At 68.6% G+C, this 24,561-nt stretch carries 20 protein-coding genes; 10 read left to right on the forward strand and 10 right to left on the reverse strand.

Features of this window, described 5'->3' with window-relative positions; genetic code table 11:
• Nucleotides 1-9 precede the first annotated feature (9 nt).
• Both AC07PV_RS15405 and AC07PV_RS15410 read right to left on the reverse strand, forming a co-directional pair.
• Nucleotides 10-807: an aspartate/glutamate racemase family protein gene (locus AC07PV_RS15405; protein ID WP_370627790.1), complete on the reverse strand. Its 798-nt coding sequence runs from the start codon at nucleotides 805-807 to the stop codon at nucleotides 10-12.
• Between the two features lie 19 nt (nucleotides 808-826).
• Entirely contained in the window at nucleotides 827-1,717 is an 891-nt protein-coding gene (locus AC07PV_RS15410) for a transporter substrate-binding domain-containing protein (protein WP_369643046.1), read from the reverse strand.
• 355 nt (nucleotides 1,718-2,072) lie between these two features.
• On the opposite strand from AC07PV_RS15410, the gene AC07PV_RS15415 reads away from it, so the two are divergent.
• Entirely contained in the window at nucleotides 2,073-3,287 is a 1,215-nt protein-coding gene (locus AC07PV_RS15415; protein WP_494630655.1) for a D-amino acid dehydrogenase, read from the forward strand.
• Between the two features lie 54 nt (nucleotides 3,288-3,341).
• Here the strand turns inward: AC07PV_RS15415 and AC07PV_RS15420 are convergent, their stop codons facing one another.
• The 6 genes from AC07PV_RS15420 to AC07PV_RS15445 all read right to left on the reverse strand — a co-directional run bounded on the left by AC07PV_RS15420 (nucleotide 3,342) and on the right by AC07PV_RS15445 (nucleotide 9,234).
• On the reverse strand, nucleotides 3,342-4,268 hold the full coding sequence (locus tag AC07PV_RS15420) for a LysR family transcriptional regulator (RefSeq protein WP_494595457.1): 927 nt from the start codon (nucleotides 4,266-4,268) through the stop codon (nucleotides 3,342-3,344).
• 121 nt (nucleotides 4,269-4,389) lie between these two features.
• A complete protein-coding gene (locus AC07PV_RS15425) occupies nucleotides 4,390-5,022 on the reverse strand; it encodes a glutathione S-transferase family protein (RefSeq protein WP_492807462.1) in 633 nt (210 codons plus the stop codon).
• A gap of 21 nt (nucleotides 5,023-5,043) precedes the next feature.
• Entirely contained in the window at nucleotides 5,044-5,946 is a 903-nt protein-coding gene (yghU, locus tag AC07PV_RS15430; RefSeq protein ID WP_494630656.1) for a glutathione-dependent disulfide-bond oxidoreductase, read from the reverse strand.
• A gap of 215 nt (nucleotides 5,947-6,161) precedes the next feature.
• A complete protein-coding gene (locus AC07PV_RS15435) occupies nucleotides 6,162-7,229 on the reverse strand; it encodes a porin (protein WP_494630657.1) in 1,068 nt (355 codons plus the stop codon).
• Between the two features lie 147 nt (nucleotides 7,230-7,376).
• Nucleotides 7,377-8,216, reverse strand: coding sequence for a substrate-binding domain-containing protein (locus AC07PV_RS15440; protein ID WP_494630658.1), 840 nt, complete (start codon nucleotides 8,214-8,216; stop codon nucleotides 7,377-7,379).
• A gap of 43 nt (nucleotides 8,217-8,259) precedes the next feature.
• Nucleotides 8,260-9,234, reverse strand: a complete 975-nt coding sequence (locus tag AC07PV_RS15445; RefSeq protein WP_369643051.1) for a Bug family tripartite tricarboxylate transporter substrate binding protein — start codon at nucleotides 9,232-9,234, stop codon at nucleotides 8,260-8,262.
• Between the two features lie 106 nt (nucleotides 9,235-9,340).
• Here AC07PV_RS15445 and AC07PV_RS15450 point away from each other — a divergent pair, with 106 nt between their 5' ends.
• Complete coding sequence (locus tag AC07PV_RS15450) at nucleotides 9,341-10,240, forward strand: LysR family transcriptional regulator (protein WP_218295675.1); 900 nt, start codon at nucleotides 9,341-9,343, stop codon at nucleotides 10,238-10,240.
• Between the two features lie 339 nt (nucleotides 10,241-10,579).
• On the opposite strand, the gene polA is transcribed toward AC07PV_RS15450, so the two are convergent.
• Nucleotides 10,580-13,378 (reverse strand): DNA polymerase I, encoded by a 2,799-nt coding sequence (polA, locus tag AC07PV_RS15455; RefSeq protein ID WP_494630659.1) that lies wholly within the window; start codon nucleotides 13,376-13,378, stop codon nucleotides 10,580-10,582.
• 53 nt (nucleotides 13,379-13,431) lie between these two features.
• Here polA and AC07PV_RS15460 point away from each other — a divergent pair, with 53 nt between their 5' ends.
• The 4 genes from AC07PV_RS15460 (at nucleotide 13,432) to AC07PV_RS15475 (ending at nucleotide 16,828) form a co-directional block, all read left to right on the forward strand.
• Complete coding sequence (locus tag AC07PV_RS15460) at nucleotides 13,432-13,791, forward strand: hypothetical protein (RefSeq protein WP_492245864.1); 360 nt, start codon at nucleotides 13,432-13,434, stop codon at nucleotides 13,789-13,791.
• A gap of 106 nt (nucleotides 13,792-13,897) precedes the next feature.
• Nucleotides 13,898-14,848, forward strand: coding sequence for a homoserine kinase (locus tag AC07PV_RS15465; protein WP_218340043.1), 951 nt, complete (start codon nucleotides 13,898-13,900; stop codon nucleotides 14,846-14,848).
• Between the two features lie 353 nt (nucleotides 14,849-15,201).
• Nucleotides 15,202-16,050 (forward strand): BPSS1780 family membrane protein, encoded by an 849-nt coding sequence (locus tag AC07PV_RS15470; RefSeq protein WP_218295679.1) that lies wholly within the window; start codon nucleotides 15,202-15,204, stop codon nucleotides 16,048-16,050.
• A complete protein-coding gene (locus AC07PV_RS15475) occupies nucleotides 16,004-16,828 on the forward strand; it encodes a FecR family protein (RefSeq protein ID WP_494630660.1) in 825 nt (274 codons plus the stop codon). The genes AC07PV_RS15470 and AC07PV_RS15475 overlap by 47 nt, the downstream gene beginning before the upstream one ends.
• A 101-nt stretch (nucleotides 16,829-16,929) precedes the next feature.
• On the opposite strand, the gene AC07PV_RS15480 is transcribed toward AC07PV_RS15475, so the two are convergent.
• Entirely contained in the window at nucleotides 16,930-19,155 is a 2,226-nt protein-coding gene (locus AC07PV_RS15480; protein ID WP_494630661.1) for a PhoX family protein, read from the reverse strand.
• A 312-nt stretch (nucleotides 19,156-19,467) separates the two neighbouring features.
• Between AC07PV_RS15480 and AC07PV_RS15485 the strand changes: the two genes are divergently transcribed.
• The 4 genes from AC07PV_RS15485 (at nucleotide 19,468) to AC07PV_RS15500 (ending at nucleotide 24,554) form a co-directional block, all read left to right on the forward strand.
• Nucleotides 19,468-20,688 (forward strand): imelysin family protein, encoded by a 1,221-nt coding sequence (locus tag AC07PV_RS15485; protein WP_494630662.1) that lies wholly within the window; start codon nucleotides 19,468-19,470, stop codon nucleotides 20,686-20,688.
• A gap of 2 nt (nucleotides 20,689-20,690) precedes the next feature.
• Nucleotides 20,691-22,184 (forward strand): di-heme oxidoreductase family protein, encoded by a 1,494-nt coding sequence (locus AC07PV_RS15490; RefSeq protein WP_494630664.1) that lies wholly within the window; start codon nucleotides 20,691-20,693, stop codon nucleotides 22,182-22,184.
• 80 nt (nucleotides 22,185-22,264) lie between these two features.
• Nucleotides 22,265-23,383 carry an imelysin family protein gene (locus tag AC07PV_RS15495; protein ID WP_494630665.1) on the forward strand — a complete coding sequence of 373 codons (1,119 nt, stop codon included), beginning with the start codon at nucleotides 22,265-22,267 and terminating at the stop codon, nucleotides 23,381-23,383.
• Nucleotides 23,376-24,554, forward strand: a complete 1,179-nt coding sequence (locus AC07PV_RS15500; protein WP_494630666.1) for a DUF1513 domain-containing protein — start codon at nucleotides 23,376-23,378, stop codon at nucleotides 24,552-24,554. The genes AC07PV_RS15495 and AC07PV_RS15500 overlap by 8 nt, the downstream gene beginning before the upstream one ends.
• The last annotated feature ends 7 nt before the right edge of the window (nucleotides 24,555-24,561 follow it).

The raw sequence follows: 24,561 nt of genomic DNA on the forward strand, positions 1-24,561 counted from the left end.
CCCCGGGATTCAGGCCGGGTGGGCCGCAGGCCGGGCGGGTGGCAGGGTCGCGTCGCGGTACGCATGCCGAGCCAATGCGCTGGCCAGCACCAGCGAGGGGTTCACCAACGCCACCCCGTCCAAGCGCGGGCTTTCGCTCAGCGCCAGCGGGATCTCGGTGCAGCCCATGATGAGCGTGGACACGCCGTGGCGCCGCTGCAGCGCCCGCGAGACGGACTCGAACCGGTCCCGCGCCAGGGCATAGTCGCCGGCCTTCACGCCGCCGTAGATGCCCTGCATCAGCGCGTCCTGCTCCGCGAGCGTGGGCACGAAGCACTCGATGCGGCTGTACGCCAGCTCGCGCTGGTACAGGCCCGCGTCGTAGGCGCCCCGGGTGGCCAGCAGGCCCACGCCCTGCACCCCGGCGGCGGCCAGGCCGCCCACCACCTCCTGCATGCCGTGCAGCACCACCATCTGCGGGAACCGCTGCTGCAGCAGGCCATGCCAGGCATGGGCCGTGTTGCAGGCAATGGCCACCACGCGGGCCCCCAGCGCCGCGAGCCGCCCCGTGGCCTGCAGCATGGGCTCGGCCGGCTGGTGCGCGCCCGCACGGGTGTCGCTCAGCGCCGCCGTGCGGTCCGGGATCGGCACCTGCGCCAGCCAGTGCTCGGGATAGGCCTGGTCGTGCACGGGAATGCCCAGCGCGCCCATGCGCTCGGTACAGGCCTGCACGAACAGGCGCACGAAATCAGCCCCCGCGGCGGGGCCCATGCCCCCGAGGATTCCCACCACCTGCGGCAGCGGGCCGTGGCTTGCGGACACTGGCATGTGCTCTGCGGCTCGCGCCTCAAAGGGCCGGCTTGTCGCTCTGCGCCACCAGGTTCTCGCGCAGCTCGGTGCTCATGGGCAGGTTGAGGTTCTGGTTGCGTGGCGGCACGGGCGAGCTGAACCACTTGGTGTAGAGCTTCTCGAATTCGCCGGACTTCATCATCGTGCCGATCACGCCGTTGACGAGCGCCTGGAACTGCGGGTCGTCCTTGCGCAGCATGCAGGCGTAGGGCTCGACCTGCAGCGAGTCGCCCACCACCGCCCAGTCGGCCGGATTGCGCACATTGCCCATCAGGCCGAAGAGCAGGATGTCGTCCATGGCGAACGCCTCGGCGCGGCCGCTGTCGACCAGCAGCACGGCATCGTCGTGGTCCTTGCCCAGCACGATGTCCAGATCGAGGTTGTTGTCCCGGCTGTACTTGCGCAGCACCTGCGCATTGGTGGTGCCGGAGGTGCTCGCCACCTTCTTCTTGGCCAGGTCGGCGTAGTTCTTCACGCCCGACGACTTCTTGGTCAGCAGGCGCGTGCCGGTGTAGAAGTAGTTGATGGCGAACTGCACGTCCTTGCCGCGCGTGCTGTTGTTGGTGGTGGAGCCGCATTCCAGGTCGATGGTGCCGTTCTGCAGCAGCGGGATGCGGTTCTGCGAGGTGACCGCCTGCAGCTCCACCTTGAGCGCAGGGTTGTTCACGCGCTTCTTCACCGCGTCGACCACCGCGTTGGTGATGTCCACCGCGAAGCCCACCGGCGCGCCCGGGCCGGCCAGGTAGCTGAAGGGCACCGACGACTCGCGGTAGGCCACGGTGATCTTGCCCGACTCGGCAACCTTCTTGAGGGTGTCGGCACTGGCCACGGTGCTGGCCAGCAGTCCGGTGGCCACGATGGCGGCGGTGGTGAGGGCAGAGAGCTTCATGGAAATCCCTTTGTGCAAAAGCAGATGGATGGAGGGGGAGCAAGCGAACGAACGTGAATCATGGAATGAATGCGGAAAATCCGGACGCAGGGGCACTGTAGGAATTTGCGCCGCCCTTGAACAATTCATTTGCACGGGTAGGCCATGACGAAAAGTTATGCCGCCAGACTGGTGCACGCCATCGCACCATCCGCGGGCCTCTTTCCACGAGGCCCTCGCAACTTCCGCACCCGCGCGCCCCCTTCCCGTGCGCGCATCCACATAACTTCCCGGCATGGCTGCCCCGCGCATTGGCATTGTTCAGGCGCCGGCCCGCGCCCTACATTGCGCTTCCATCCACCAAAAAGCCCACAAGATGCAGGTATGTGTCCTCGGCGCAGGCATCGTCGGCCTGGCCACCGCGTATGAACTCCACCAGCGCGGCATGCAGGTGACCGTGGTCGACCAGGCCCAGCCCGGCGCCGGCGCCAGCGGCGGCAACGGTGCGCAGCTGAGCTACAGCTACGTGCAGCCGCTCGCGGACGCGGGCATCTGGGCCCAGCTGCCCCGGCTGCTGCTGTCGCCCCAGTCCCCGCTCAAGCTGCGCCCGCAGTGGGACCCCCACCAGTGGCGCTGGGGCGTGGCGTTCCTGCGCGCCTGCAACCGGCGCACGTCGGAGCAGAGCACCCGGCAACTGCTCGATCTGGCCGCGCTGAGCCGCCGCCGGTTCGAGGCCATGCTGCGGGCCGAGCAGCTCGACTGCGACTTTTCGACCACCGGCAAGCTGGTGCTGTACGACACGCCCGCGGGCCTCGCGGGCGCGCGCCGGCAGATGGAACTGCAGCGCCCCTGGGGCCGCCCGCAGGAGGCCGTGTCCGCCGCGCGGTGCGTGGAGCTGGAACCCGCCCTCGCCCATTACGAGCGCCACATCGCGGGCGCCATCCACACGCCCAGCGAATGCGCGGCCGATTGCCTCAAGGTCTGCCAGGGCCTGCAGGACCTGCTTGCTGCGCGCGGCGTGCGCTTCGTGCTCGGCGCCCGGGTGGAGGCCTTCGTGCGCGAGGGGCAGCACATCCAGGCCGTCCACACCAGCCAGGGGTCCATCGAGGCGCGGCAGTTCGTGCTGGCCTTGGGCAGTGCCAGCCATGCCGTGGCGCGGACACTGGGCGTTCGCCTCCCGGTCTACCCGCTCAAGGGCTACAGCATCACGCTCGATGCCACGGGCGACGCGGGCGCCGCGCCACGCGTCAACGTGACCGATGCGGCGCGCAAGGTGGTGTTCGCGCGCATCGGCCAGCGCCTGCGCGTGGCGGGCATGGCGGAACTGGTGGGGCACGATGCGCAGATTCCTCCCGCGCGCATCCGCAGCCTGTGCCAGGCCACGAGCGCGGTCTTTCCACGCTGCAGCGACTTTGGCGAGCTGCGCCCCTGGACGGGCATGCGCCCGGCCACGCCCACCGGCGTGCCCGTGGTGGGCCGCCATGTCCGTGCGCCCGCCAACCTGCTGCTGAACACGGGGCACGGCGCCCTGGGTTTCACCCTCGCGTTCGGCACCGCGGCCCAGGTGGCGCAGCTGCTCGCGCCGGCCTGAGCGTATGGCGCTGCCCGTGCCCGCCACGGCGGGCTGCGGGAGCGCGCCGCCAGCTCAATCGGCCACGGGCAGGCCCACGGATTCCATGGTCTCGGCCACCGCCTGGCGCATGCAACGCGTCATGGCGCTGGCCAGCAGCGAGCTGGGCCGGTTCACGGTGCGCAGCGACTTGATGGGCACGGCGATATGGGGCGCGAGCGCCAGCACATCGACCTTGCCGCGGTCCGCCGATGCGGCGGTGCACGCATCCACCACCGCCACCGCATGCCCGTGGTGCGCCAGCGCCAGCGCCGCGTGGTAGGTCTGCACGGTGATCGCCGTCTTCAGGCCCACGCCCGCTTCGCGGCATGCATGGTTGACCACGGTGCCGATGGGGTCGCGCACGTCCAGGCGCACCACGGGCGTCTCCACCAGATCGGCCAGGTGCACGGTGCCCGAGCGCACCAGCGCCGCATCGAGCATGCCCTTGGGCGCCACGCAGAGCATGCGCCCATCGGCCAGGTGCTCCTGCGTGAGCGAGGGGTGCGCCACGGCGCTGAACACGAAGCCCACGTCGGCTTCCTGCAGCACGAGGGCCGAGACGATCTGGGGCGAATGCAGCGCATCGATGGTGATCACCACGTCCGGGTGCGCCTGGCGAAAGAACCGCAGCGCGCGCGGCAGCACTTCGTAGCTCAGCGCCAGCACGCTCAGGATGTGCAGCTCGCCTTCGCGCCGGTCGCTCTTCAGGCTGTTGGCCAGACGCTGCACGTCGTCGAGCTGGGTGAACAGGCGCTCGATGTGGGGGTAGAGGGTCTGCGCCTCGGTGGTGGGCACCAGCCGGCCCTTGAGGCGGTTGAACAGCGGAAAACCGAGCTGCAGCTCCGCGTGGGCGAGGATGCGGCTCACGGCGGGCTGGGTGACGTTGATGAGGCGGGCCGCCGCGCTCACACTGCCGGTGAGCATGACGGCGTTGAAAACTTCTATGTGGCGAAGGCGCATGGGGCAACGATGCAAGGAACGCGCCGGGCACGCAATCCTTGAATCTCCCCATTGCGGAAACGGGCTGCGGCAGCCCGGTCGGGCGGCTAGCTGGCGGCCGTAACGGTTCTCTCAGCTACAGCTACAACGACATCGACGGCCGCGCCGCCATGGCCGCGCGCCAGCGCAGCAGGTGCGGGTGCTGCTCGCCCGGCTTGTGCTTGACCACGCGCGCAAAATCCACCGCCACCACGGCCGTGATGTCGGCCACGCTGAAGCGGTCGGTGGCCATGAAGTCGCGCCCCGCCAGGCGCTCGTTGAGCAGCTGAAAGAACTGCCCCACCCGCACCAGCCCACGCTCGGCCAGGGCCGGGATCTGCGGATAGTCCACCGCGCCCGGCAGCGCCCGGTTGGCCATGGCGGGCGCGCTGTTGCGCAGCGCCTCGGCAATGGCCTGCAGGCCCTCGAACTCCATGCGCCAGTTCCAGCTGGCGATCTCGGCCTTCTCTGCAGGCGTCTCGCCCAGCAGTGCAGGCTGCGGGTAGCGCGCTTCGAGATACGCGGTGATCGCCGCGTTGTCGGTCAGCAGCAAACCCTCTTCGGTGCGCAACGCGGGCACCGTGCACTGCGGGTTGATGCGCCGGTAGGCCTCGCCCAGTTGCTCGCCATTGCGCAGGTCCACCTGCACGGTGTCGTGGGCAACGCCCTTTTCTGCCAGCAGGATGCGCGCACGGCGCGGGCTGGGCGCGGTGGCGCAGTCGTACAAAGTGATCATGGTGACGCCTTGCAAGAAAACTCAGCGTGCGGGTGAAGAAGCTGCTGCCGCCGCCTCGATCTTGTCCTGCGTCTTGGTGTCAAAGTCGCTGGCGTCATGCCGCTCGCGCAACTGGCTGGCCGGGTCGCCATTGACGCGGTTGACCTTGCGCCCGCGCTGCACCGCCGGGCGCTTGGCAACTTGCTCGGCCCAGCGCACCACATGCGTGTACTCGTGCACCTGCAAGAACTCGCCTGCGTTGTAGGCCTGCCCTTTCACCAGCAAGCCATACCAGGGCCAGATCGCGATGTCCGCCACCGTGTACTCATCCCCCGCCACATACTCGGTCACGGCCAGGCGCTGGTTCAGCACATCGAGCTGGCGCTTGGCCTCCATCGCATAGCGGTCAATCGCATATTCGATCTTGACCGGCGCATAGGCATAGAAATGCCCAAATCCGCCGCCCACAAACGGCGCACTGCCCATCTGCCAGAACAGCCACGACAGGCACTCGGCCCGCGCCGCGCCATCCTTGGGCAAGAAGGCGCTGCCGAACTTCTCGGCCAGGTACATCAGGATGGCGCCGGACTCGAACACCCGCACCGGGTTGGCGGCGTCGGTGCGGTCCAGCAGCGCGGGGATCTTGGAGTTGGGGTTCACGGAAACAAACCCGCTACCGAACTGCTCACCCTCGTTGATGCGGATCAGCCACGCGTCGTACTCCGCGCCGCTGTGACCCAGCGCGAGCAGCTCTTCCAGCATGACAGTCACCTTCACGCCATTGGGCGTGCCCAGCGAATACAGCTGCAGCGGATGCCTCCCCACGGGCAATTCCTTGTCGTGCGTGGCACCGGCGATGGGCCGGTTGATGCTGGCGAACTGGCCGCCGTTTTCCTTGTTCCATTGCCAGATGGCGGGTGGGGTGTAGGGGGTGGGATCGGGCATGCAGGGGCTCCAGGCAAATGTGGGAGAGGCGGCCACGCGGCCACGGGTTGCCTCACGAGTTTAGCGGCGACCCTGCGCGCCTGCATGGCTACCACCCATGCCCTTTCCGGCGTCCGCTTCCAGACTCTTTCATGGAGCAGGGCATGCCGGGGGCACCGCAGAGCGGGGTCGACCAGGCAGCCTCGGTGGCCCGCACCGGAGGACTGCGGCGCGGCTCAGAACGTATGCGCGATGCCGCTGCTGATCCCGGTGGCTCGGCTCTTGGCGGCCGCGCCCTGGTAGCCCGCGCGCCAGCGGGTACGGTCCAGCTCGGCGTAGAGCTTGGTGCGGCGTGAGAATTTATATTCTGCAAACAGCATGGTCCGGCGGTACCCGTCCTCCCTGGCCCCGGTGCGCTCGCGCTCCACGCGATACCACGCCGCTGTGAGGTCGATCGTGTTCGTCGCCGACCAGGTGGCGCCGGCCGAATGGGTGCGCTGCCCGGTGCGGGCCGCTGCTGACGTCTGCGCATGGCTGCGCGCGGTGTTGACCGCCAGGCGCACGCTGCCGGACTGGTAGGCAGCGCCCAGCGTGGCGGCACGCAGCGGCAGGTCTGCCGCCGTGGTGAACCGCTGGAAAGCCCCCGAGATGACCCAGCCCCCGGCCGTGTACGCCAGGCCGGCACCGGCCGAGTGCTGGGCAGCGGTGGACCCGGCGTTTTCACCCACGCTGTACATCGCCCGGGCCGTGACCGGACCGAAGAAACCGGTGTATTTGAAGGAGTTGTCCAGCCGGTACGACCCGCTGGAAGACCCGGTGGCACCGTACTCCACCCCGAGGCCGTGGTTGCTCAAGGCCGCAGTGACGATGTTGGGATTGAAGGCCGCAAAGCGCATACCCACGGCATCCACCGGGCTGACGGCATCGGCCAGCAGATTGGTCTGACGCCCAAGGGTGACCTGCCCCCACGAACCACCGACGCCAACGATGGCGGCTCGATCAAAGAACTTGGTGACGTTGGCCGTGCTGCCCGTGTCCACGTTCAGGCCCGTCTCCAGGTTGAAGAGCGCGTACATGCCATCGCCCAGGTCCTCGCGGCTGCGGAACCCGATGCGGCTGGTGTTGTCGACCCCGCTGGCCAGGCCGGTGGCCGACGCGGCGGCCGGTGCGTTGGCGGAGGTCATGCCCGAGGTGTGCCGCACGCTGGCGTCGACGATGCCATACACGGTGGGGCCACCCTGCTGGGCAAATGCGAAGGCCGGCACACTCAGTGCGGCGACGAGGACAGGAATCAAGCGGGTCATAGGACTCTTTTGTCGTTGTAGTGATGTGCGCGCAGCCGCCAGCCGCACCGTGCAAAGCCGGTGCCTGTCGTGTCTGAGGTGCGCGCAGGAAGGGGCATGCGCCCCGGGCGCAGGGGGCGTGCCTGGGCGGTGCCGGGAGTCGCCGCGTCAGCGAGCGGTGGCGGGCTCCATGCCGGTACTGCGGATGATGGGTGCTGCAGCCGACGCCGAAAGGAAGCGGATCAGATGGCGGGCCGCTTCCGGATTGGCCGACCCAGCCGCCACCCCGGCCGAGAAAAACACGCGCTGCTGCACTTCGTCCGGCAACGGGCCGACAAACTCCAGCTCCTTGAACGGCAACAGCTCACTCACCTGCTGAAAGCCGATCTCGGCATCGCCGCGCAGCACCACCGCGCCCACGCGTTCGCTGAATATCTTGGTGGCCTTGTCCTTGATCTGCTCCGCGACACCCAGACGCGGGAACAATTCGGTCGACAGATAGACGCCGCTCGCGCTGGCCGAGTAGGCGATGGATTTGGCATCGAGCAGCGTCTTCTTGAGCGCATCGACCGTGCTGATGTCGGGCTTGGGCGTGCCCTTGCGCACGCTCATGCCGATCATCGAACGCGCGAGATCCACGCGGCTGCCCTGCTGCACCTTGCCCTGGGCAATGAGTGCCTCCAGGCCCGAATCGGCCAGGATGACGATATCGAACTGCTCGTTGCGGGCAAAACGGCTCGGGATCGAATCGGGCGCGTTGCCCATGGATGCACCCCGCTCCGTGACCACCTTGTGGCCGGTGGCCTGCTCGTACAGCGGGATCAACTGGTCGTACGCAGCCGAGAAGCCGCCCGATGTGACCACGCGGATCTCTGCGGCCTGGACGCTGGCCGGCACGGCGCCCGCCATGCCCAGGCCCACCGCCAGCGCGGTGCCCAGCATGGCGTTCAGGAATCGTCGGCGCGGCGCCCGCGGGGGCCGGGTAGTCGTCGAATGGACGGATTGCATGTCTTGTCTCCTGATGTCTTGTTGGAATGCGGGGCGCTGCGCCTCAGTCCGCAGTGATCTTTCGCTCGCGCACGATGCGGCCCCACTTGCCGTGCTCTGCCGCGATGAACTTGCCCAGTTCTTCCCGCGTGCCGGGCGCAGCCGTCTGGCCGTGCTTGAGGAGGTTTTCGCGTACCTCGGGGGTGTTGAGCACCTTCACCAGCTCGACATTCCAGCGGTCGAGCAACGGCTTGGGCGTTTTGGCCGAAGCCACGAACGCATACCAGTTGGTGGCATTGAAGCCCGGGAACGTCTCGGCCACCGTGGGCACATTGGGCAGGTAGGCGGGGCGGGTCAGCCCGGTGGTGGCCAGCGGCACCAGCTTGCCCGATTCGATGTGGGGCAGCGCCGTTGGAGGCGCTGCATAGAACGACGTGACCCGTTCGCCCAGCACGTCCTGCAGCGCCGGGGCGCCGCCCTTGTAGGGCACATGCACGGTATCGATCTTGGCCACATCGTTAAGCAGCTCGCCCGCCAGGTGGGAGGCAGACCCAGGGCCGGTCGAGGCAAAGTCGAGCTTGCCAGGCTCACGCTTGGCCTTGGCCACGAATTCGCCCAGGGTTTTGATGCCGGTGCTGGCCGGCACCACCAGCACATTGGGGAAGCTCACGCCCATGGTGATGGGCGACAGATCCTTGAGCGGGTCGTAGCGCACGGCCATGAAATGGGGCGCGATGGTGAGCGGCCCGATCGACCCAAACAGCAGCACCGAACCATCCGATGGACCGGTGGCGACCTGCGTGTGCGCCAGATTGCCGCCCGCGCCTGGCTTGTTGTCCACCACCACGCTCTGGCCAATGTTTTCGCCCAGCTTCTTGGCAATCAGCCGCGCAGCGATATCCGCCGAACCGCCGGCGGCAAAGCCCACGACCAGGGTGACCGGCTTTTTGGGAGGGAAGTCTTGAGCCTGGGCTGTGGTGTGGGCCAGCGCAAGGCTGACCGCCAGGGTGGCCGCCGCGATCAGTGAACGTCGTTGCATGTCGGTGATTTCCAGAAGCGGCCGAAGCACGGTCGGCCTTGCTAGGAGCGCAAGTCTAGGCAGGGCACAATGGTCTGTGAATTGCAATTTAAGGAGCGACTGTTGCATGGCACGCATCAAATTCGATATGGGTGAACTGCAGGCATTCGTGGCCACCGCGGAGAAGGCGAGCTTCCGGCTTGCCGCCGAAGCGCTGTGCCTGTCGGCACCCGCCTTGAGCCGGCGCGTGGAGCGGCTGGAGCTGGCCCTGGGCGTGCGACTGCTGGAGCGCACCACCCGCAGCGTGGAACTGACCGCCATCGGCCAGGAGTTTCTGCACGAGGCTCGCACCGCGCTGGCCGGGCTGGATGCGGCCGTGCAGCGCGTGAGCGACCAGGTACACCTGCGCCGGGGGCGGGTCACGATTGCTTGCATCCCGTCGGTGGCAAGCCATCTCCTGCCCCGTGTGCTGCGCGGCTTTGCAGTCGCGCAACCTGAAGTGCAGGTGCATGTCATGGACGAAAGCGCAAGCCAGGTCCTGGACGCCGTGCTCAGCGGCGCGGCCGATTTCGGGCTCAGCTTCACGGGAAGTCAGGAGTCTGCCGTTCGCTTTGAAGCCCTGACCAAAGAGCGCTACATGCTGGCCATGCCGCGCAGCCACCGCTGGGCCAAGCGCAAGGAAGTGCCCTGGGCCGAACTGGCCGGGATGCGGCTGGTGTCGGTATCGCGCGACAGCGCCAACCGCCTGCTGCTGGACCAGGCCACGGCCGACCTGCCCGAGCAACCGGTGGCTTGGTACGAATGCAATCACGTGGCGGGCGCGCTGGCCCTGGTGGAAGGTGGCCTGGGGCTGGCCGTTCTGCCCCAGCTGGCACTGCCGCCTGCTCACGCCGAGGTCTGCGGCGTGCCCCTCAGCGCACCCGACTTGTGGCGCACCCTGGGTCTGCTGCAGCGGCGCGACCGTGTGCTGTCACCCGCGGCTGACGCGTTGAGGGCACGGGTGAAGCAGTTGCACGGCGCGGGTTGAGGAAGACCCGGCAGCCGCAATGCGTACTCTGGTGTGGCTTACCCACGGGCAATTCACCGTCACACGGCGCACCAGCGATGCGGGCTTGATGCTGGCTGCACCTTCCGAACCTGGAGAGGCTTGTCTTTGGAGTACCACTTCACTTCGAAGGTCGGCTGTTCGTGTTCTCACCCAGGGCGTAAACGGGTCTTGCGAGCAGCTAACTAGCCGCTTGTCTCTCCCGCGAGACGGCGACGAAGGCAACGACATAAAATTTGATAGCTGCCAGCGATTGCTGGATGAGCGCCGGGGCAAAAATACCGAAATTTCTGCCTCCCCGCGTCGGTTCTCTCCTGGGCCTCAGTGGGCCTTGTCCCAATTCGCCCCCACCCCCACCTCGGCCAGCAGCGGCACCTTCAGCGCAGCCACCTCCGCCATCAGGCGCGGGATGTGGCTCTTGAGCCAGTCCACCTCGCCCTCGGGCAGCTCGAACACCAGTTCGTCGTGCACCTGCATGATCATCTGGATGCTGGGCTTGTGCGCGTCCAGTTCCTTCTGTACGGCCACCATGGCCAGCTTGATCAAATCCGCCGCAGTGCCCTGCATGGGCGCGTTGATGGCCGCGCGCTCGGCGCCTGCGCGGCGGGGGCCGTTGGGGGAGTTGATCTCGGGCAGGTACAGGCGACGGCCAAACACGGTTTCGACATAGCCCATGGACTTGGCGGCGGCCTTGGTGTCGTCCATGTACTGCTTCACGCCGGGGTAGCGCTGGAAGTATTTGTCGATGTAGGCGGCTGCGGCCTTGGTTTCTATCCCTAAGTTCTTGGCCAGGCCGAAGCTGCTCATGCCGTAGATCAGGCCGAAGTTGATGACCTTGGCGTAGCGGCGCTGTTCGCTGCTGACCTGCTCCACCTCGACGCCAAACACCTCGGCCGCCGTGGCGCGGTGCACGTCCAGGCCCGCGTGGAAGGCGTGCAGCAGCGAGTGGTCGCCGCTGAGGTGGGCCATGATGCGCAGCTCGATCTGCGAGTAGTCGGCGCTGGCGATCACGCGGCCTGCGGGAGCGACGAAGGCCTCGCGCACGCGGCGGCCTTCGGGGGTGCGGATGGGGATGTTCTGCAGGTTGGGGTCGTTGCTCGACAGGCGGCCCGTCACCGCCACGGCCTGCGCGTAGTGGGTGTGCACGCGGCCCGTTCGCGGCAGCGCCAGCTGGGCCAGCTTGTCGGTGTAGGTGCCTTTGAGCTTGCTCAAGGATCGGTGCTCCAGCAGCTTGGCGGGCAGGGGGTAGTCCTCGGCCAGTTTTTCCAGCACCTCTTCGTCGGTGCTGCGCGCGCCGGTGGCGGTTTTCTTGACCACGGGCATGCCCAGCTTGTCGAAGAAGATTTCGCCCAGTTGCTTGGGGCTGCTCAGGTTGAAGGGCTGGCCTGCGATCTCATAGGCCTCGGTTTCGAGCTGCAGGATGCGCTGGCCCAGCTCGTGGCTCTGCGTGGCCAGGGTGGGCGCATCGATCAGCACGCCGTTGCGCTCGATGCGGTACAGCGCCTCGCTGCTCTGCATCTCCAGCTCGTAGATGAAGCGCAGCTTGTCGTCCGCCTGCAGCAGCGGCCACAGCGCGTTGTGCACGTCCAGGGTCTGGTCCGAGTCTTCGCACGAGTAGGCGGCGGCCTTGTCCACGGGCACCTGGGCAAACGGGATCTGGTGCGCGCCCTTGCCGCACAGGTCTTCATAGGTGATGCCCTTGCGGCCGGTGTGGCGCTCGGCCAGGCTGGTCAGGTTGTGGGGCTTGTGCACTTCGAGCACGTAGCTTTGCAGCATGGTGTCGTGTGCGTAGCCCTGCACCTCGATGCCGTGGTTGGCGAACACATGGCGGTCGTACTTGATGTGCTGGCCCAGCTTGTGGTGCCTGGCGTTCTCCAGCCAGGGCTTGAGTCGGGCCAGCACCTCGTCCATCGGCAGCTGCGCGGGTGCGTCGGGGCCTTCATGCCGCAGCGGTATGTAGGCGGCCTCGCCGGGCTGCACACTGAAGGAAATGCCCACGATCTGCGCACGCATCTCGTCGAGCGAATCGGTTTCAGTGTCGATCGCCGCCAGCGGGGCCTTGTGCAGGCGTTCCAGCCACTGGTCAAAGTCGGCCCAGTTGAGGATGGTGTCGTACACCACGGTGCGGTGCTGGGCTTCTTCGGCCACGGTGCTGGCCGAGTGGTCGGCAAACAGATCACCACTTTGACCGGGCATGGCAACGGTGGGAGCTGTGGTGGCGGGGGCCGCTGCGCCCTTGATCGCGCTGGCCAGGCCCTTGAAGCCATACTTTTCGTAAAACGGCAGCAAGCCGGTGTTGTCTGGCGCGTCCAGCGTGATGTCGTCAAACGCAGGCAGGCCGGGGATGTAGTCGGCCAGCGCGCAATCGGTCTTCATGGTGACAAGCTGACGGCTCAATGCCAGCTGACCGCTGGCAATCGCCTCGCGCAGATTGTTGCCCGCCGCGCCCTTGATGGCGTCGGCGTTGGCAATCAGGTTATCGAGCGAGCCGTATTCTTCCAGCCACTTGGCGGCGGTCTTGGGGCCTACCTTGGTCACGCCGGGCACGTTGTCCACGGTGTCGCCCACCAGGGCCTGGTAGTCCACCATCAGCGTGGGTGGCACGCCAAACTCTGCCGTCACGCCCGCCACGTCGCGGCGCTTGCCGCTCATGGTGTCGATGATGGTGATGTGCTCGTTGACCAGTTGGCTCAAATCTTTGTCGCCACTGGACACAATGACCTCAATGCCCTGTGCGGCTGCTGCGTTGGCCAAGGTGGCGATCACGTCGTCGGCCTCTACGCCGGGCACGGCCACCACCTTCCAGCCCAGCAGGTCCACCACCTCGTGGATGGGCTCGATCTGGCTGCGCAGGTCGTCTGGCATGGGCGAGCGCGTGGCCTTGTATTCGGTGTAAAGGGCATCGCGGAAGGTGGGGCCCGAGGCGTCGAACACGCACACGGCATAGTCGGCCGTCACCTCCTTGCGCAGGGCCTGCATCATGTTGATCATGCCCCGGATGGCGCCCGTGGCGGCACTGGTCGGGTCGCCCGGCACGGCCCGCAGGTCGGGCATGGCGTGGAAGGCGCGGTAGAGGTAGCTGGAACCGTCCACCAGCACCAGGGTCTTTTTGTTGCTCATGCGGCAATTGTGCACGGCCGAGCCCCGCCCAGCCCGCGCCCTACAATCGCCCCATGCGCGCTCTTCACCTCCTTTTGCTGCTGGGCATTGCCTCCGGCACCGCCCTGGCCCAGAGTTCAAGCCCAAATGCCCCCCAGGGCACGGCAGACACGCGCGAGGCGCTCTCAAACCAGGAGCAACCTGCAGGCCGTTCCAACCAGCGCACCGAGCGCATCCATGTCGAAGACGCGGGCAACCGCGTGGATGAGCTGCGCGTGGGCGGCCAGACCCAGATCATTTCCGTGCAGCCCAAGACCGGCAACCTGCCCGGCTATGAAGTGCAGTCGCCCGACGGCGCCCGCAGCCGCGCGGGCAGCAACAGCGGCGCGGAGACCACCACCGCCCCGCGCGTCTGGAACGTGCTGAAGTTCTGAGGCCCCTGCGGCGCCGGGCAGCGCCACCGCGCTGCCCCCCATGAAGCCGCTGCACGCCCTGCCCTTTTGCTGTCAGTTTTTCATTTCTTTGTAACCCCCCTGAGCGATGGCCGTCTTTACCGAAGTCTCCAACACCGAGGCGCGCGAGCTGCTGCGCCGTTTGCAACTGGGTGAGCTGGTGGAGCTGCGCGGCATCGAGGGTGGCATCGAGAACACCAACTACTTTCTCACCAGCGACCAGGGCGAGTTCGTGCTGACGCTGTTCGAGCGCCTCACCGCCGCGCAGCTGCCGTTCTACCTGTACCTGATGAAGCACCTGGCGCACGGTGGCGTGCCCGTGCCCGATCCGCGCGCCGACCAGGACGGCGACATCCTGCACACCGTGTGTGGCAAGCCCGCCGCCGTGGTGAACAAGCTGCGCGGCAAGAGCCAGCTGGCGCCGCAGGCCGCGCATTGCGCCGCCGTGGGCACGATGCTCGCCCGCATGCACCTGGCGGGCCGCGACTTCGACCGCCATCAGCCCAACCTGCGCGGCCTGCCCTGGTGGAACGAAACGGTGCCGGTGGTGTTGCCGCACGTCGGCGCAACCCAGGCCGCCCTGCTGCGCTCCGAACTGGCCTACCAGAACCATGTGGCCGCCGGCGCCGCCTACGCGGCCCTGCCGCGCGGCCCCGTGCACGCCGACCTGTTCCGCGACAACGTGATGTTCGAGGGCGAAGAGCTCACCGGCTTCTTCGACTTCTACTTCGCGGGCGTGGACACCTGGCTGTTCGACCTGGCCGTGTGCCTGAACGACTGGTGCATCGACCTCGCCACGGGCCAGCACGATGCCGGGCGCGCCACCCGCATGCTCGACGCCTACCAGGCCGTGCGCCCGCTCACGGCGGCCGAGCGCGAACTGCTCCCCGCCATGCTGCGCGCGGGCGCCCTGCGGTTCTGGATCTCGCGCCTGTGGGACTTCCACCTGCCTCGCGAAGCCTCGATGCTGACGCCCCACGACCCCACGCACTTCGAGCGGGTGCTGCGCGCCCGCATTGCGCAGCCCGTGCACGCCTGAGATGAAGCCCCTGGAGCCGCCCGTGGGGCCCGCCCCCACCACGGGGATGTCGCGCTCGCGGCGGCGCGGCCCGTGCGGCATGTTCCGCGCCGGGGCCGACCCCGCCGCAGGGGCCACGGCGGGCGCGGAGCGCCCTGGATCACCGGGGCACGAAGACGCGAAGCGCCTTTCTTGACCGGCCCGGCGGAAAATCCGCGTTCGGGCCTTCGCGGCAGGGGGGATCCCTTGCACCGCGGCCGGAATGGGCCGCTGGGGTAAATTCCAAGCTATGCATTGCACTGCCAGCGGAAGCCTCTCGGCTGCCAGCAGTGCCCGGGCGCAGGCCCCACCCTCTTTTCTCCTCCTAAGCATCCATGAAACTCCACATCGTCCCCGCCCGCACCGGCATGGCCTGGGTCAAGCTCGGCATCCGGACGTTCTGGCGGCAACCCATGGCGCTGGCGGCGCTGTTCTTCATGACCATGGCGTCCATGTCGCTGGCCACGCTGATTCCGCTGGTGGGCCCGGCCATCGCGCTGGTGCTGCTGCCCTCGGCCACCCTGGCCATGATGGTGGCCTCGGCGGAAGCCACGCAGGGGCGGTTTCCCACCCCCGCCGTGCTGCTGGTGGCGTTTCGCACCGGCCAGCAGCGGCTGCGCGACATGCTGGTGCTCGGCGCCCTCTATGCGGCGGGCTTCCTGGCGGTGATGGGCCTGTCGGCGCTGCTGGACGGCGGCCAGTTCGCGCGGGTGTACCTGGGCGGCGCCGCCCTGACCAAGGAAGTGGCGGAAGACCCCGCCTTCCAGGGCGCCATGTGGCTGTCCATGATGCTGTACCTGCCGCTGTCGCTGCTGTTCTGGCATGCCCCGGGGCTCGTGCACTGGCACGGCGTGCCGCCGGTCAAGGCGCTGTTCTTCAGCATCGTGGCCTGCGTGCGCAACTTTGGCGCGTTCCTGGTCTACGGGCTGGGCTGGCTGGGCGTGTTCCTGCTGGGGGGTGTGGTGGTCACGCTGGCGTCCGCGCTGCTGGCCGCGGCGGGGCTGGCCGGATCGACCGCGGGCGGCATCATGGTGGGGGCCGCGATGGTGATGGCGGCCATGTTCTTCACATCGGTGGTTTTCACCTTCCGCGACTGCTTCGAGCCCCCGTCCCATCCAGCCTCCGAGGCACCACCCCATGACGACGCACCGCCCCCACCCGCACCAGCTCCTGGGCCGCACTGAGGACGAGCTGGCCTGGTACCAGCGGCGCGGCCTGCTGCAGGCCGCAGCGCTGTGGATGGCCACGGGCGGCTGGGTGGCCGCGCACGCCCAGTCGCGCAGCAACATCGTGGAGCTGCGCGGCCAGGTGCTGCGCAACGGCGAGGCGCTGACCCCGCAGCACAGCATCGCCGCGGGAGACCGCCTTGAAACCGGGCCCGGCGCCACCGTGGTCTTTGCGGTGGGCGACGGCGCCTTCCTGGTGCGCCAGAACTCGCGCGTGGCGCTGGAGGGCGAGACGCCCACCGCCGTCAGGGTACTGCGCCTGGTCAGCGGCGCCGTGGCCAGCGTGTGGGGCCGGGGCGCGGAGCGCCAGGTGATCCTGCCCACCGCCACCGCCGGCATCCGGGGCACGGGGGTGTACGCCGAGGTCTTCGCCGATCAGGACAACCGGGGCTACTTCTGCAATTGCTACGGCACGGTGGACCTGGCGGCGGGCACCGAAAGCCTGGTCAGCGAGGCGTCATACCACCAGTCGTTCTGGGTCGAGAGCGCGCCGCGCAATGGCCGCCTGCTCACCCCGGCCGGCGCCATCAACCACACCGACGAGGAACTGGAGTTCCTGGCCAGCCTCATCCACCAGCGCACGGCCTGGCAGATCGCCGGGCGCAAGGGCACCAAGGACGGCAGCGGGCAGATGGGTTACACCGCGACGCCCGGCGCGGGCGGCACACCCGCCGCCACGCCGGCACGCCCCTCGCCCCCCGCGCCGCCCCCACCGCCGCCGGGTTCGGACTACTGAGCCCCTGCCCCCAAACAAAAAGGCCGGCCCCCCTGGGCCGGCCTGCAAGCAACCAATCCATCAAGGAAGGTGAGAGGCCCATTCCCTCTCACACCGCCCCGTCAGGTGCCCACGTTGCCGCCGTCGTTCTTCGTGATCACGATGGTGGCCGAGCGAGGGCGCTTGCCCGCGCCGTAGCCGGCGTTGGCGGGCCACTGGCTCTGGAACTTGGCGGGGTCGCCCAGGTTGGCCATGCCGGTGGACTCGCCCGGGTGCTGGATGTTCACGAAGATCGTCTTGCCGTCCGGCGTTTCGGCCAGGCCCGTGATCTCGCAGCCCTTGGGGCCGACCAGGAAACGCTTGAGCGTGTCGGCCGTGGCGGCCTTGCCCACGGGCGAGACGATGTCGAACTTGCTGCCATCCGCCTTGGTGTAGGTCAGCGTCTTCTTGCCGCCGTCGCCCACCTGGCCGGGCACCGCCGCCAGCATCATGCAGTTGCTCGCATCGGTGTAGGCGCCGTCATCGGTCTGGATCCAGCAGATGCCCGTGGCCTTGCTGAAGGCCAGGCCATCGGGGCTGGAGAAGTCCTGGTCGTCCGTCAGGGCCGAGATGTTGATCAGCGTCTTGTCGGCACTGGCTTCCGCGCCGAACAGGTACACGTCCCAGGTGAAGGCCGACACGGACGCACCTTCCTTCAGGCGCACCATGTGGCCGTTGGGGTTGCCTTCCTGCTTGGTCGTGCCCTTCATGTCGGTGTAGGCGCGGGGGTTGGCCGCGTCGGGCAGGTACTGGCCGCTGCCAGGGTTGGCGCTGCGGGCGCTGTTGTTGGTCAGCGTGAAGTACACCTCGCCGTTGGCGGGGTTCACGGCGTTCCACTCGGGGCGGTCCATCTTCGTGGCACCCACGGCGTCGGCGGCCAGGCGGGTGTTGATGACGATGTCGGCCGCGTCGGCGAACTTGTACGTGGCATAGCCGCTGATGGCGGTGTTGGTGAGCGACAGCTCCACCCAGCCGCCGGTGCCGTCGGCGTTGAACTTGGCGGCGTACAGCTTGCCGCTGTCCAGGTACTTGTCGCCGATGGCCAGGCGGTCGCTGGCGTTGGCGTCGGCCGGGTTCCACGTGGCGGTGGACACGAACTTGTAGATGTACTCGCCGCGCGAGTCGTCGCCCATGTAGATGGACAGCGGCTGGCCGGCCACCACCTTGCCGAAGGCCGCGCTCTCGTGCGCGAAGCGGCCCAGGCCGGTGCGCTTCTTGGCCATGCGGGTCTTGTCGTAGGCGTCGATCTCGACGATGTAGCCCATGCCGTTCATCTCGTTGCGGTAGTCGTCCGTGCCGTCCACCGACGTGCCGGTCTTGCTGTTGTTCCAGCGCTGGTACTTGTCGTCGGTGCCGCCGCTTTCCCAGCCGTGGCGCGATGCGGCGCCCTGGTTGCGGCCATAGCGCTTGAGGGCCGTCACGCTCTTGTCGTTGCCGCGCGCGGCATCGTCGGCGGAGCCACGCGTGAAGTAGCCGAACCAGTTTTCCTCACCGGTCAGGAAGGTGCCCCAGGGCGTCTTGCCCGTGCCGCAATTGTTCAGCGTGCCGCGCGTGGTGGTGCCGGTGGGCGAGAACTTGGTGAACAGCTGCGCGCTGCCGCGGGCCGGGCCCGAGATCTCGATGGGGCTGAGCGACGTGAGGCGGAAGTTCAGCGCGGAGTTCTGCGCGTAGGCCCACTTGCCGCCGGACTTGGCCACTTCGATCACGGCGATGCCGTGGATGGCCGTTTCCTTGTCGATTTCCGCTGCGGGACGGGGCAAGGTGGTGGTGCCGCCGTTGGCGTGCAGGAAGTACGAAGACAGCTTCTCGTCGGTGGTGGCTTCGTGGTTGATGGCCAGCAGGCCGCGCTCGGTGGCGTTGTCGCTGCGCTTGCCGTCGGCGCCCAGGCCGAACCATTCCATGCCGTCATGGTGGTCGCCGGCGCGCTTGTCGAAGTCGCCGTCGGTGCCGTCGTTCTTGTACGCGGACACGCCCGCGGCAATGGGGTCCCCCAGCGCGAAGATCACGCTGGCGGTGTAGCCCGCGGGCACGGCCACCACGTCGGCCAGGCTCTTGGACACGGCGCCGAAGCCCAGCAGCTTGGGGCCGGCGGGGGGAGGCGTCACCACGGGGTCGTCGCTGCCGCCACAGGCACTCACGCCGAACCCGGCCAGCACGGTGGTGCCGACGGAGCCCACGCCGCCGCGCAGCAGGCCACGGCGCGACAGGCGGGCGCCCAGCACCGCGTCGAACGTGGGGTTGGCGGAGGTGTTGGCGTTTTCGTTGTTGAAGTCGATGGCCTGCTCGGGCGTATCCACGCGGTGGGTCATGGGGGTTCCTCGGGTTGTTGGTTACAAAACCCCTGGAGCGTAGAAACCGCGGGTGACATCCCCGTGAAGGTTTTGCGTCGGTTTGATGACAGGCGTTCCCGGCCAGGACCCAGGGAATTCAGCAAATACGAATCACTACCATTTGTATAATCCCTTCTCACTCCCGCCCACCCAGCCAGTCGTCTGTGCCCACGCTCGCGCGCAGGCCCCTTCCAGCCAGTGCGGCCCCGCCATCCACACCCATCCTTCGCGGTGCCACCACCGGCCCATGGCCCCGTGCGGCAGCCCGCGTGATTCCCTGGAGACCACTGCATGACATTCCCCTCCCTGAAGACGTCCCTGCTGGGGGCTGCGTTTTTCGCGGGTAGCTTCGCCTGCGCCTTCAGCACCGGCGCTGCCGCCCAGACGGCACCGGCGGCGGCCCCGCAGGCCCAGGCGAAACAGGCGGTGACGGCCCAGGCCGTGGCGGCGCACTACGCCCAGCTGGTGCATGCCAACTACAGCGACACCCTGGCCAGCGCGCAGGCATTGCGCGAGGCCGTGCAGGCCTTCACCGCCAAGCCCTCGGCCGAGACCCTGGCAGACGCCCGCAAGAAGTGGCTGGCCGCGCGCGAGTTCTACGGCCAGACCGAGGCCTTCCGCTTCTACGGCGGGCCCATCGACAACGACAACGGACCTGAGGGCCGCATCAACGCCTGGCCCATGGACGAATCGTTCGTCGACAGCGTCCAGGGCAAGCCCAACGCGGGCCTCGTGAACAACCGCAAGTTCGCCATCAGCAAGAAGAACCTGTCCGCGCAGAACGAGCGCGGCGGCGAGGAGAACATCGCCACCGGCTGGCATGCCATCGAGTTCTTCCTGTGGGGCCAGGACCTGTCCGAGACCGGCCCGGGCGACCGCAGCTTCGAGGACTTCGTGGACGGCAAGGCCCCCAACGCCGACCGCCGCCGCCAGTACCTGACCGTGGTGACCGACCTGCTCATCGACGACCTCACCTCGCTGGTGAAGGCCTGGGCGCCCGACGCCAGGAACAACTACCGCGCCCGCTTCGCGCGCGGCGGCCAGGAGTCCGTGCGCAAGATGCTGGTGGGCCTGGGCTCGCTCTCGCGCGGCGAGCTGGCCGGCGAACGCCTGGAAGTGGCCCTGAACAGCCAGGACCAGGAAGACGAGCACTCGTGCTTCTCGGACAACACCCACCGCGACGCGGTGACCAACGCCAAGGGCATCCAGAACGTGTGGCTGGGCGAGTACCAGCGCGCCGACGGCAGCGTGGTCAAGGGCGCATCGCTGCGCGACCTGGTGGCCGCCAAGGACGCGGCGCTGGCCGACAAGACCACGAAGCAGATCGCGGCCTCGGTGGCTGCCGCCGAAGGCATCCAGGCACCGTTCGACCGCGAGATCATCGGCGGCAAGGACGCACCGGGCCGTCAGCGCATCCAGAAGACCATCGACAGCCTCACGCAGCAAAGCAAGGACCTCGTCGCCGCGGCCAACGCGATCGGCATCACCAAACTGACCCTGGTCCAGCCCTGAGCATGAAGCCTGCGCAAGCCATTGCCCGCCGGCGCACCCTGCGCCTGGCGGCAGCCAGCACCGCCGTCATCGTCGCACTCGCCGGCTTCGGCGGCCTGGGCCTGCAGTCGTTGACGGCGGCGCCCCAGCCCGACCCGCTGGGCGAAAAAACCGGTGGCGAGACCACGGTGTTCGCCACCGGGCGCAATGCCTTCTCGTTCCCGGCCGCCAACCTGACCGATGAGGAGCGCACGCGCTTTGTCATCGGCAACTCGTTCTTCCGGCGCAACTGGGTGGAAGCGCCCGCCTCCACCAAGGCGCGCGACGGCCTCGGCCCGCACTTCATCGCGCGCTCGTGCGGCGGCTGCCATGTGCAGGACGGGCGGGGCGAACCGCCAGCGATCTTCAACCGCCTGGGCGAAACGAAGGACCCGACGGTGGCCCTGCTGATCCGCCTGTCCATCCCCGGCACCGACGTGCACGGCGGGCCGGTGCACGACCCGGTGTACGGCGACCAGTTCAACAACGCGGCCATCCAGGGCGTCAAGCCCGAAGGCCGCGTGACCCTGCGCTACGACACCATCAAGGGCAAGTTTGCCGACGGCACGCCCTACACGCTGCAAAAGCCCACGTACGGCTTTGCCGACCTGGGCTACGGCCCCCTGCACAAGGACGTGATGACGAGCCCGCGTATCGCGCCCCAGATCATCGGCGTGGGCCTGCTCGAAGCCATCGCCGAGGCCGACATCCTGGCCAACGCCGCAGACCAGGCTGCTGCCCCCGGCCCCATCAAGGGCGTGCCCAACAAGGTGTGGGACGGCCCCGCCGGCCGCATGATGGTCGGGCGCTTCGGCTGGAAGGCCAACGTGGCCACCATCGCGCACCAGACGGGCGGCGCCTTCCTGGGCGACATGGGCATCACCTCGCGCCACTTCGCGCAAGAGGCCTGCACGCCCACGCAGAAGGACTGCCTGGACGCACCCAGCGGCAAGAGCGGTGGCGACCAAGGCCAGCCCGGCGTCGAGATCGACGACAAGACCCTCGCCGACGTGATCTTCTACCAGGCCACGCTGGCCCCGCCCGCGCGTCGCAACATCAACGACGCGCAGGTGCTGCGCGGCCAGGCGCTGTTTGCGCAGGCCCAGTGCGCCACCTGCCACCGCCCGAGCTACGTCACCAAGGAAGGCCCCTTCCCGCAGCTGACCAGCAAGGCCCTGAACGGCCAGCGCATAGCGCCCTACACCGACCTGCTGCTGCACGACATGGGCGAGCGCCTGGCCGACGGCCGGCCCGACTTTGGCGCCAACGGCCGGCAGTGGAAGACCCCGCCGCTGTGGGGCACGGGCCTGATCAAGGACGTGAACGGCCACACCCGCCTGCTGCACGACGGCCGTGCGCGCGGCGTGCTCGAAGCCGTGCTGTGGCACGGCGGCGAGGCCGAGGAGGCCAAGAACCAAGTGCTCAGGATGAAGAAAGCCGACCGTGACGCGCTCGTGAAGTTCGTGGAGTCGTTATGAGAATTTACCCCCACGCTCCCCACTCCGTGTGGTCGCTGCCCCCCGAGGGTGCCGCGTTTTCATCTTGGGGCGGCCCGGCAATGAAAACATCCCTCCTTGCAGCCGCCCTGCTGCTGGCCACCCTGCCCCCTCTCACAGCGCAGGCACAGTCTGCGGCGCCCACTGCCCCCCCCATCCCAGCCTGGCAGCGCAACGCCGTGCCGTTCTACGACACGGTGCACGCCCTGCAAGGCATCTACGGCCACTGGGCCCTGCCACGCGCACAGGACTTTGACCGCGATGCCCGCGCCCTGGTGCCCGCCGTGGCGGCGCTGTGCCAGGCGCCGGCGGCAGACGGCAAGGCCGCGCTCGACTCCGCACGCGCCGCCTGGCAGGCCACGGCCCGCGCGTGGGAGCAACTCGCCGCCGTGTCCGTGGGCCCCGTCATCGCACGCCGCAGCCAGCGCGCCATCGACTTCACGCCCACGCGCCCCGCGCTGATCGACAAAGCCATCGCTGCCCAGCCCCAGGGCGCCAAGGCCTTCGAGCGCATCGGCACGCCCGCCAAGGGCCTGCCCGCGCTGGAATGGCTGCTGTGGACGCGCCCGGCCCAGCCCGGCAGCCCCGCCTGCGGCTACGCGCACGAAGTGGCCCAGGATGTGGCGCGGGAATCCGCCGCGCTCGCCAAGGCCTATGCCGATGCGGCGGCCACCGACTGGGGCGCCGAGGACGAGCAGGAGGCGTCCACCCAGGCCATCGGCGAATTCGTGAACCAGTGGGTGGGCGGCATCGAGCGCCTGCGCTGGGCGCAGATGGACAAGCCGCTGCGCGCCGCTGGATCGGGATCCGGCGCCCGCACGCCCGACTACCCCCGCACCGCCAGCGGCACCACGCTGGCGGCCTGGGCGGCCACCTGGGGCGGCCTGCGCAGCCTGACCACCCTGCACGCCAATGCCGACATCCCCGCCGCCGGCGAGGCGCTGGTGCCGCTCGAGATGTACCTGCGCGGCAAGGGCCTGAACCCGCTGGCCGACAAGCTGCGCCAGGCCACCGGCAAGGTCGATGCGTCGATGGCCCAGGTGCAGAAGTCCGGCCTGCAGAACAAGGCGGCCATCCAGCAGGCTGCCAGGGACCTGGCGGCGCTGAAGTTCCTGGCCGAGTCCGAAGTGGCGCTCGCGCTGCAGGTGAGCATCGGGTTTTCGGACGCGGACGGTGACTGATCTTCTGCACCGCCGCCACGCGCTGGCCCTGCTCGGGGGCCTGGGCGCCTGCGTGCTTGCGCCAGGAGCTGTCTTCGCCAAAACCGGTGACCGCGTGCACCTGGCTGCCGCATGGGAACACCAGGGCAGCTTCCACATCGGCGTGCTGTCCACGCAGGAGGGTGCCGGGCAGGCGCTGCAGGTCCACGCATCGCTGGAAGTGCCCACGCGCGCCCACGGCCTGTGCGTGCTGCCTGACGGCTCCGTGCTGGCCACCGCCCGCCGGCCCGGCGACTGGCTGGTGCGCTGGCAGCCGGACAAAGACAGCGAGCCCCAGTGGCTGTGGCAAGACGGCGAGCGCTCCTTCAACGGCCACGTGCTCGCCAGCGCCGATGGCCAGCGGCTGTACACCACCGAGACCGACGCCGAGACCGGCGCGAGCTTGATCGTGGCGCGCGACGCCCACACGCTCGCGAAAACCGCCGAATGGCCTACCCACGGCATCGACGCGCATGAATTGCTCTGGGACACGCAGGGCGGCAAGAGCAAGGGCCAAGGCAGCGCCGCCCCCACGCTGATCGTCGCCAACGGCGGCGTGCCCACCGCGCCAGAAACAGGCCGCGTCAAGCGCGACCTGGGCACCATGGACTCATCGCTCGTGCGGCTCGACGCCCGCACGGGCCGGCTGCTGGGCCAATGGCGCCTGCAGGACCCCCGCCTGAGCCTGCGCCACCTGGCATGGAGCCCCGATGGAACCACGCTGGGCATCGCGCTGCAGGCCGAGCACGACGACGCAGCCGCCAAGGACGCCGCCCCGGTGCTGGCCCTGTTCGACGGCACGGCGCTGCGCGTGGTGGCTGCACCCCAGGCCATCGCCCAGGGCATCCACGGCTACGGCGGCAGCATGGCCGCCACGCCCGCCGGCTGGGCCGTGAGCTGCCCCCGCGCCCACGGCATTGCCACGTTTTCATTGCAGGGCGAGTGGCAGGGCCTGGTGCCCCTGCCCGAGGCCTGCCCCCTGGCGGTGCAAGGCGGAGCGCTGTGGGCAGGCGGCCTGGGCGCCAGCCTGCAGGGCGCGCAGGCCGCCGCGCCCCTGCGCCACCCGCATGGCCGGGGCTTGCAGGATGTGCGGCTGGACAACCACTGGGTGCTGGCGCAGAAAATTGGAATGAAAAGTGCCCCCAGCGCTTGATGGACAA

It is taken from the genome of Acidovorax sp. GW821-FHT09A11 (assembly GCF_059418365.1).

What these genes read in the sequence shown, in the direction of transcription:
- AC07PV_RS15475 (WP_494630660.1), top strand. Translation starts at nt 16,004, where the DNA reads ATGACGACGCACCGCCCCCACCCGCACCAGCTCCTGGGCCGCACTGAG.
- AC07PV_RS15420 (WP_494595457.1), bottom strand. Translation starts at nt 4,268, where the DNA reads ATGCGCCTTCGCCACATAGAAGTTTTCAACGCCGTCATGCTCACCGGC.
- AC07PV_RS15415 (WP_494630655.1), top strand. Translation starts at nt 2,073, where the DNA reads ATGCAGGTATGTGTCCTCGGCGCAGGCATCGTCGGCCTGGCCACCGCG.
- AC07PV_RS15485 (WP_494630662.1), top strand. Translation starts at nt 19,468, where the DNA reads ATGACATTCCCCTCCCTGAAGACGTCCCTGCTGGGGGCTGCGTTTTTC.
- AC07PV_RS15470 (WP_218295679.1), top strand. Translation starts at nt 15,202, where the DNA reads ATGAAACTCCACATCGTCCCCGCCCGCACCGGCATGGCCTGGGTCAAG.
- AC07PV_RS15445 (WP_369643051.1), bottom strand. Translation starts at nt 9,234, where the DNA reads ATGCAACGACGTTCACTGATCGCGGCGGCCACCCTGGCGGTCAGCCTT.
- AC07PV_RS15450 (WP_218295675.1), top strand. Translation starts at nt 9,341, where the DNA reads ATGGCACGCATCAAATTCGATATGGGTGAACTGCAGGCATTCGTGGCC.
- AC07PV_RS15490 (WP_494630664.1), top strand. Translation starts at nt 20,691, where the DNA reads ATGAAGCCTGCGCAAGCCATTGCCCGCCGGCGCACCCTGCGCCTGGCG.
- AC07PV_RS15465 (WP_218340043.1), top strand. Translation starts at nt 13,898, where the DNA reads ATGGCCGTCTTTACCGAAGTCTCCAACACCGAGGCGCGCGAGCTGCTG.
- AC07PV_RS15440 (WP_494630658.1), bottom strand. Translation starts at nt 8,216, where the DNA reads ATGCAATCCGTCCATTCGACGACTACCCGGCCCCCGCGGGCGCCGCGC.
- polA (WP_494630659.1), bottom strand. Translation starts at nt 13,378, where the DNA reads ATGAGCAACAAAAAGACCCTGGTGCTGGTGGACGGTTCCAGCTACCTC.
- AC07PV_RS15405 (WP_370627790.1), bottom strand. Translation starts at nt 807, where the DNA reads ATGCCAGTGTCCGCAAGCCACGGCCCGCTGCCGCAGGTGGTGGGAATC.
- AC07PV_RS15460 (WP_492245864.1), top strand. Translation starts at nt 13,432, where the DNA reads ATGCGCGCTCTTCACCTCCTTTTGCTGCTGGGCATTGCCTCCGGCACC.
- AC07PV_RS15410 (WP_369643046.1), bottom strand. Translation starts at nt 1,717, where the DNA reads ATGAAGCTCTCTGCCCTCACCACCGCCGCCATCGTGGCCACCGGACTG.
- AC07PV_RS15425 (WP_492807462.1), bottom strand. Translation starts at nt 5,022, where the DNA reads ATGATCACTTTGTACGACTGCGCCACCGCGCCCAGCCCGCGCCGTGCG.
- AC07PV_RS15495 (WP_494630665.1), top strand. Translation starts at nt 22,265, where the DNA reads ATGAAAACATCCCTCCTTGCAGCCGCCCTGCTGCTGGCCACCCTGCCC.
- yghU (WP_494630656.1), bottom strand. Translation starts at nt 5,946, where the DNA reads ATGCCCGATCCCACCCCCTACACCCCACCCGCCATCTGGCAATGGAAC.
- AC07PV_RS15480 (WP_494630661.1), bottom strand. Translation starts at nt 19,155, where the DNA reads ATGACCCACCGCGTGGATACGCCCGAGCAGGCCATCGACTTCAACAAC.
- AC07PV_RS15435 (WP_494630657.1), bottom strand. Translation starts at nt 7,229, where the DNA reads ATGACCCGCTTGATTCCTGTCCTCGTCGCCGCACTGAGTGTGCCGGCC.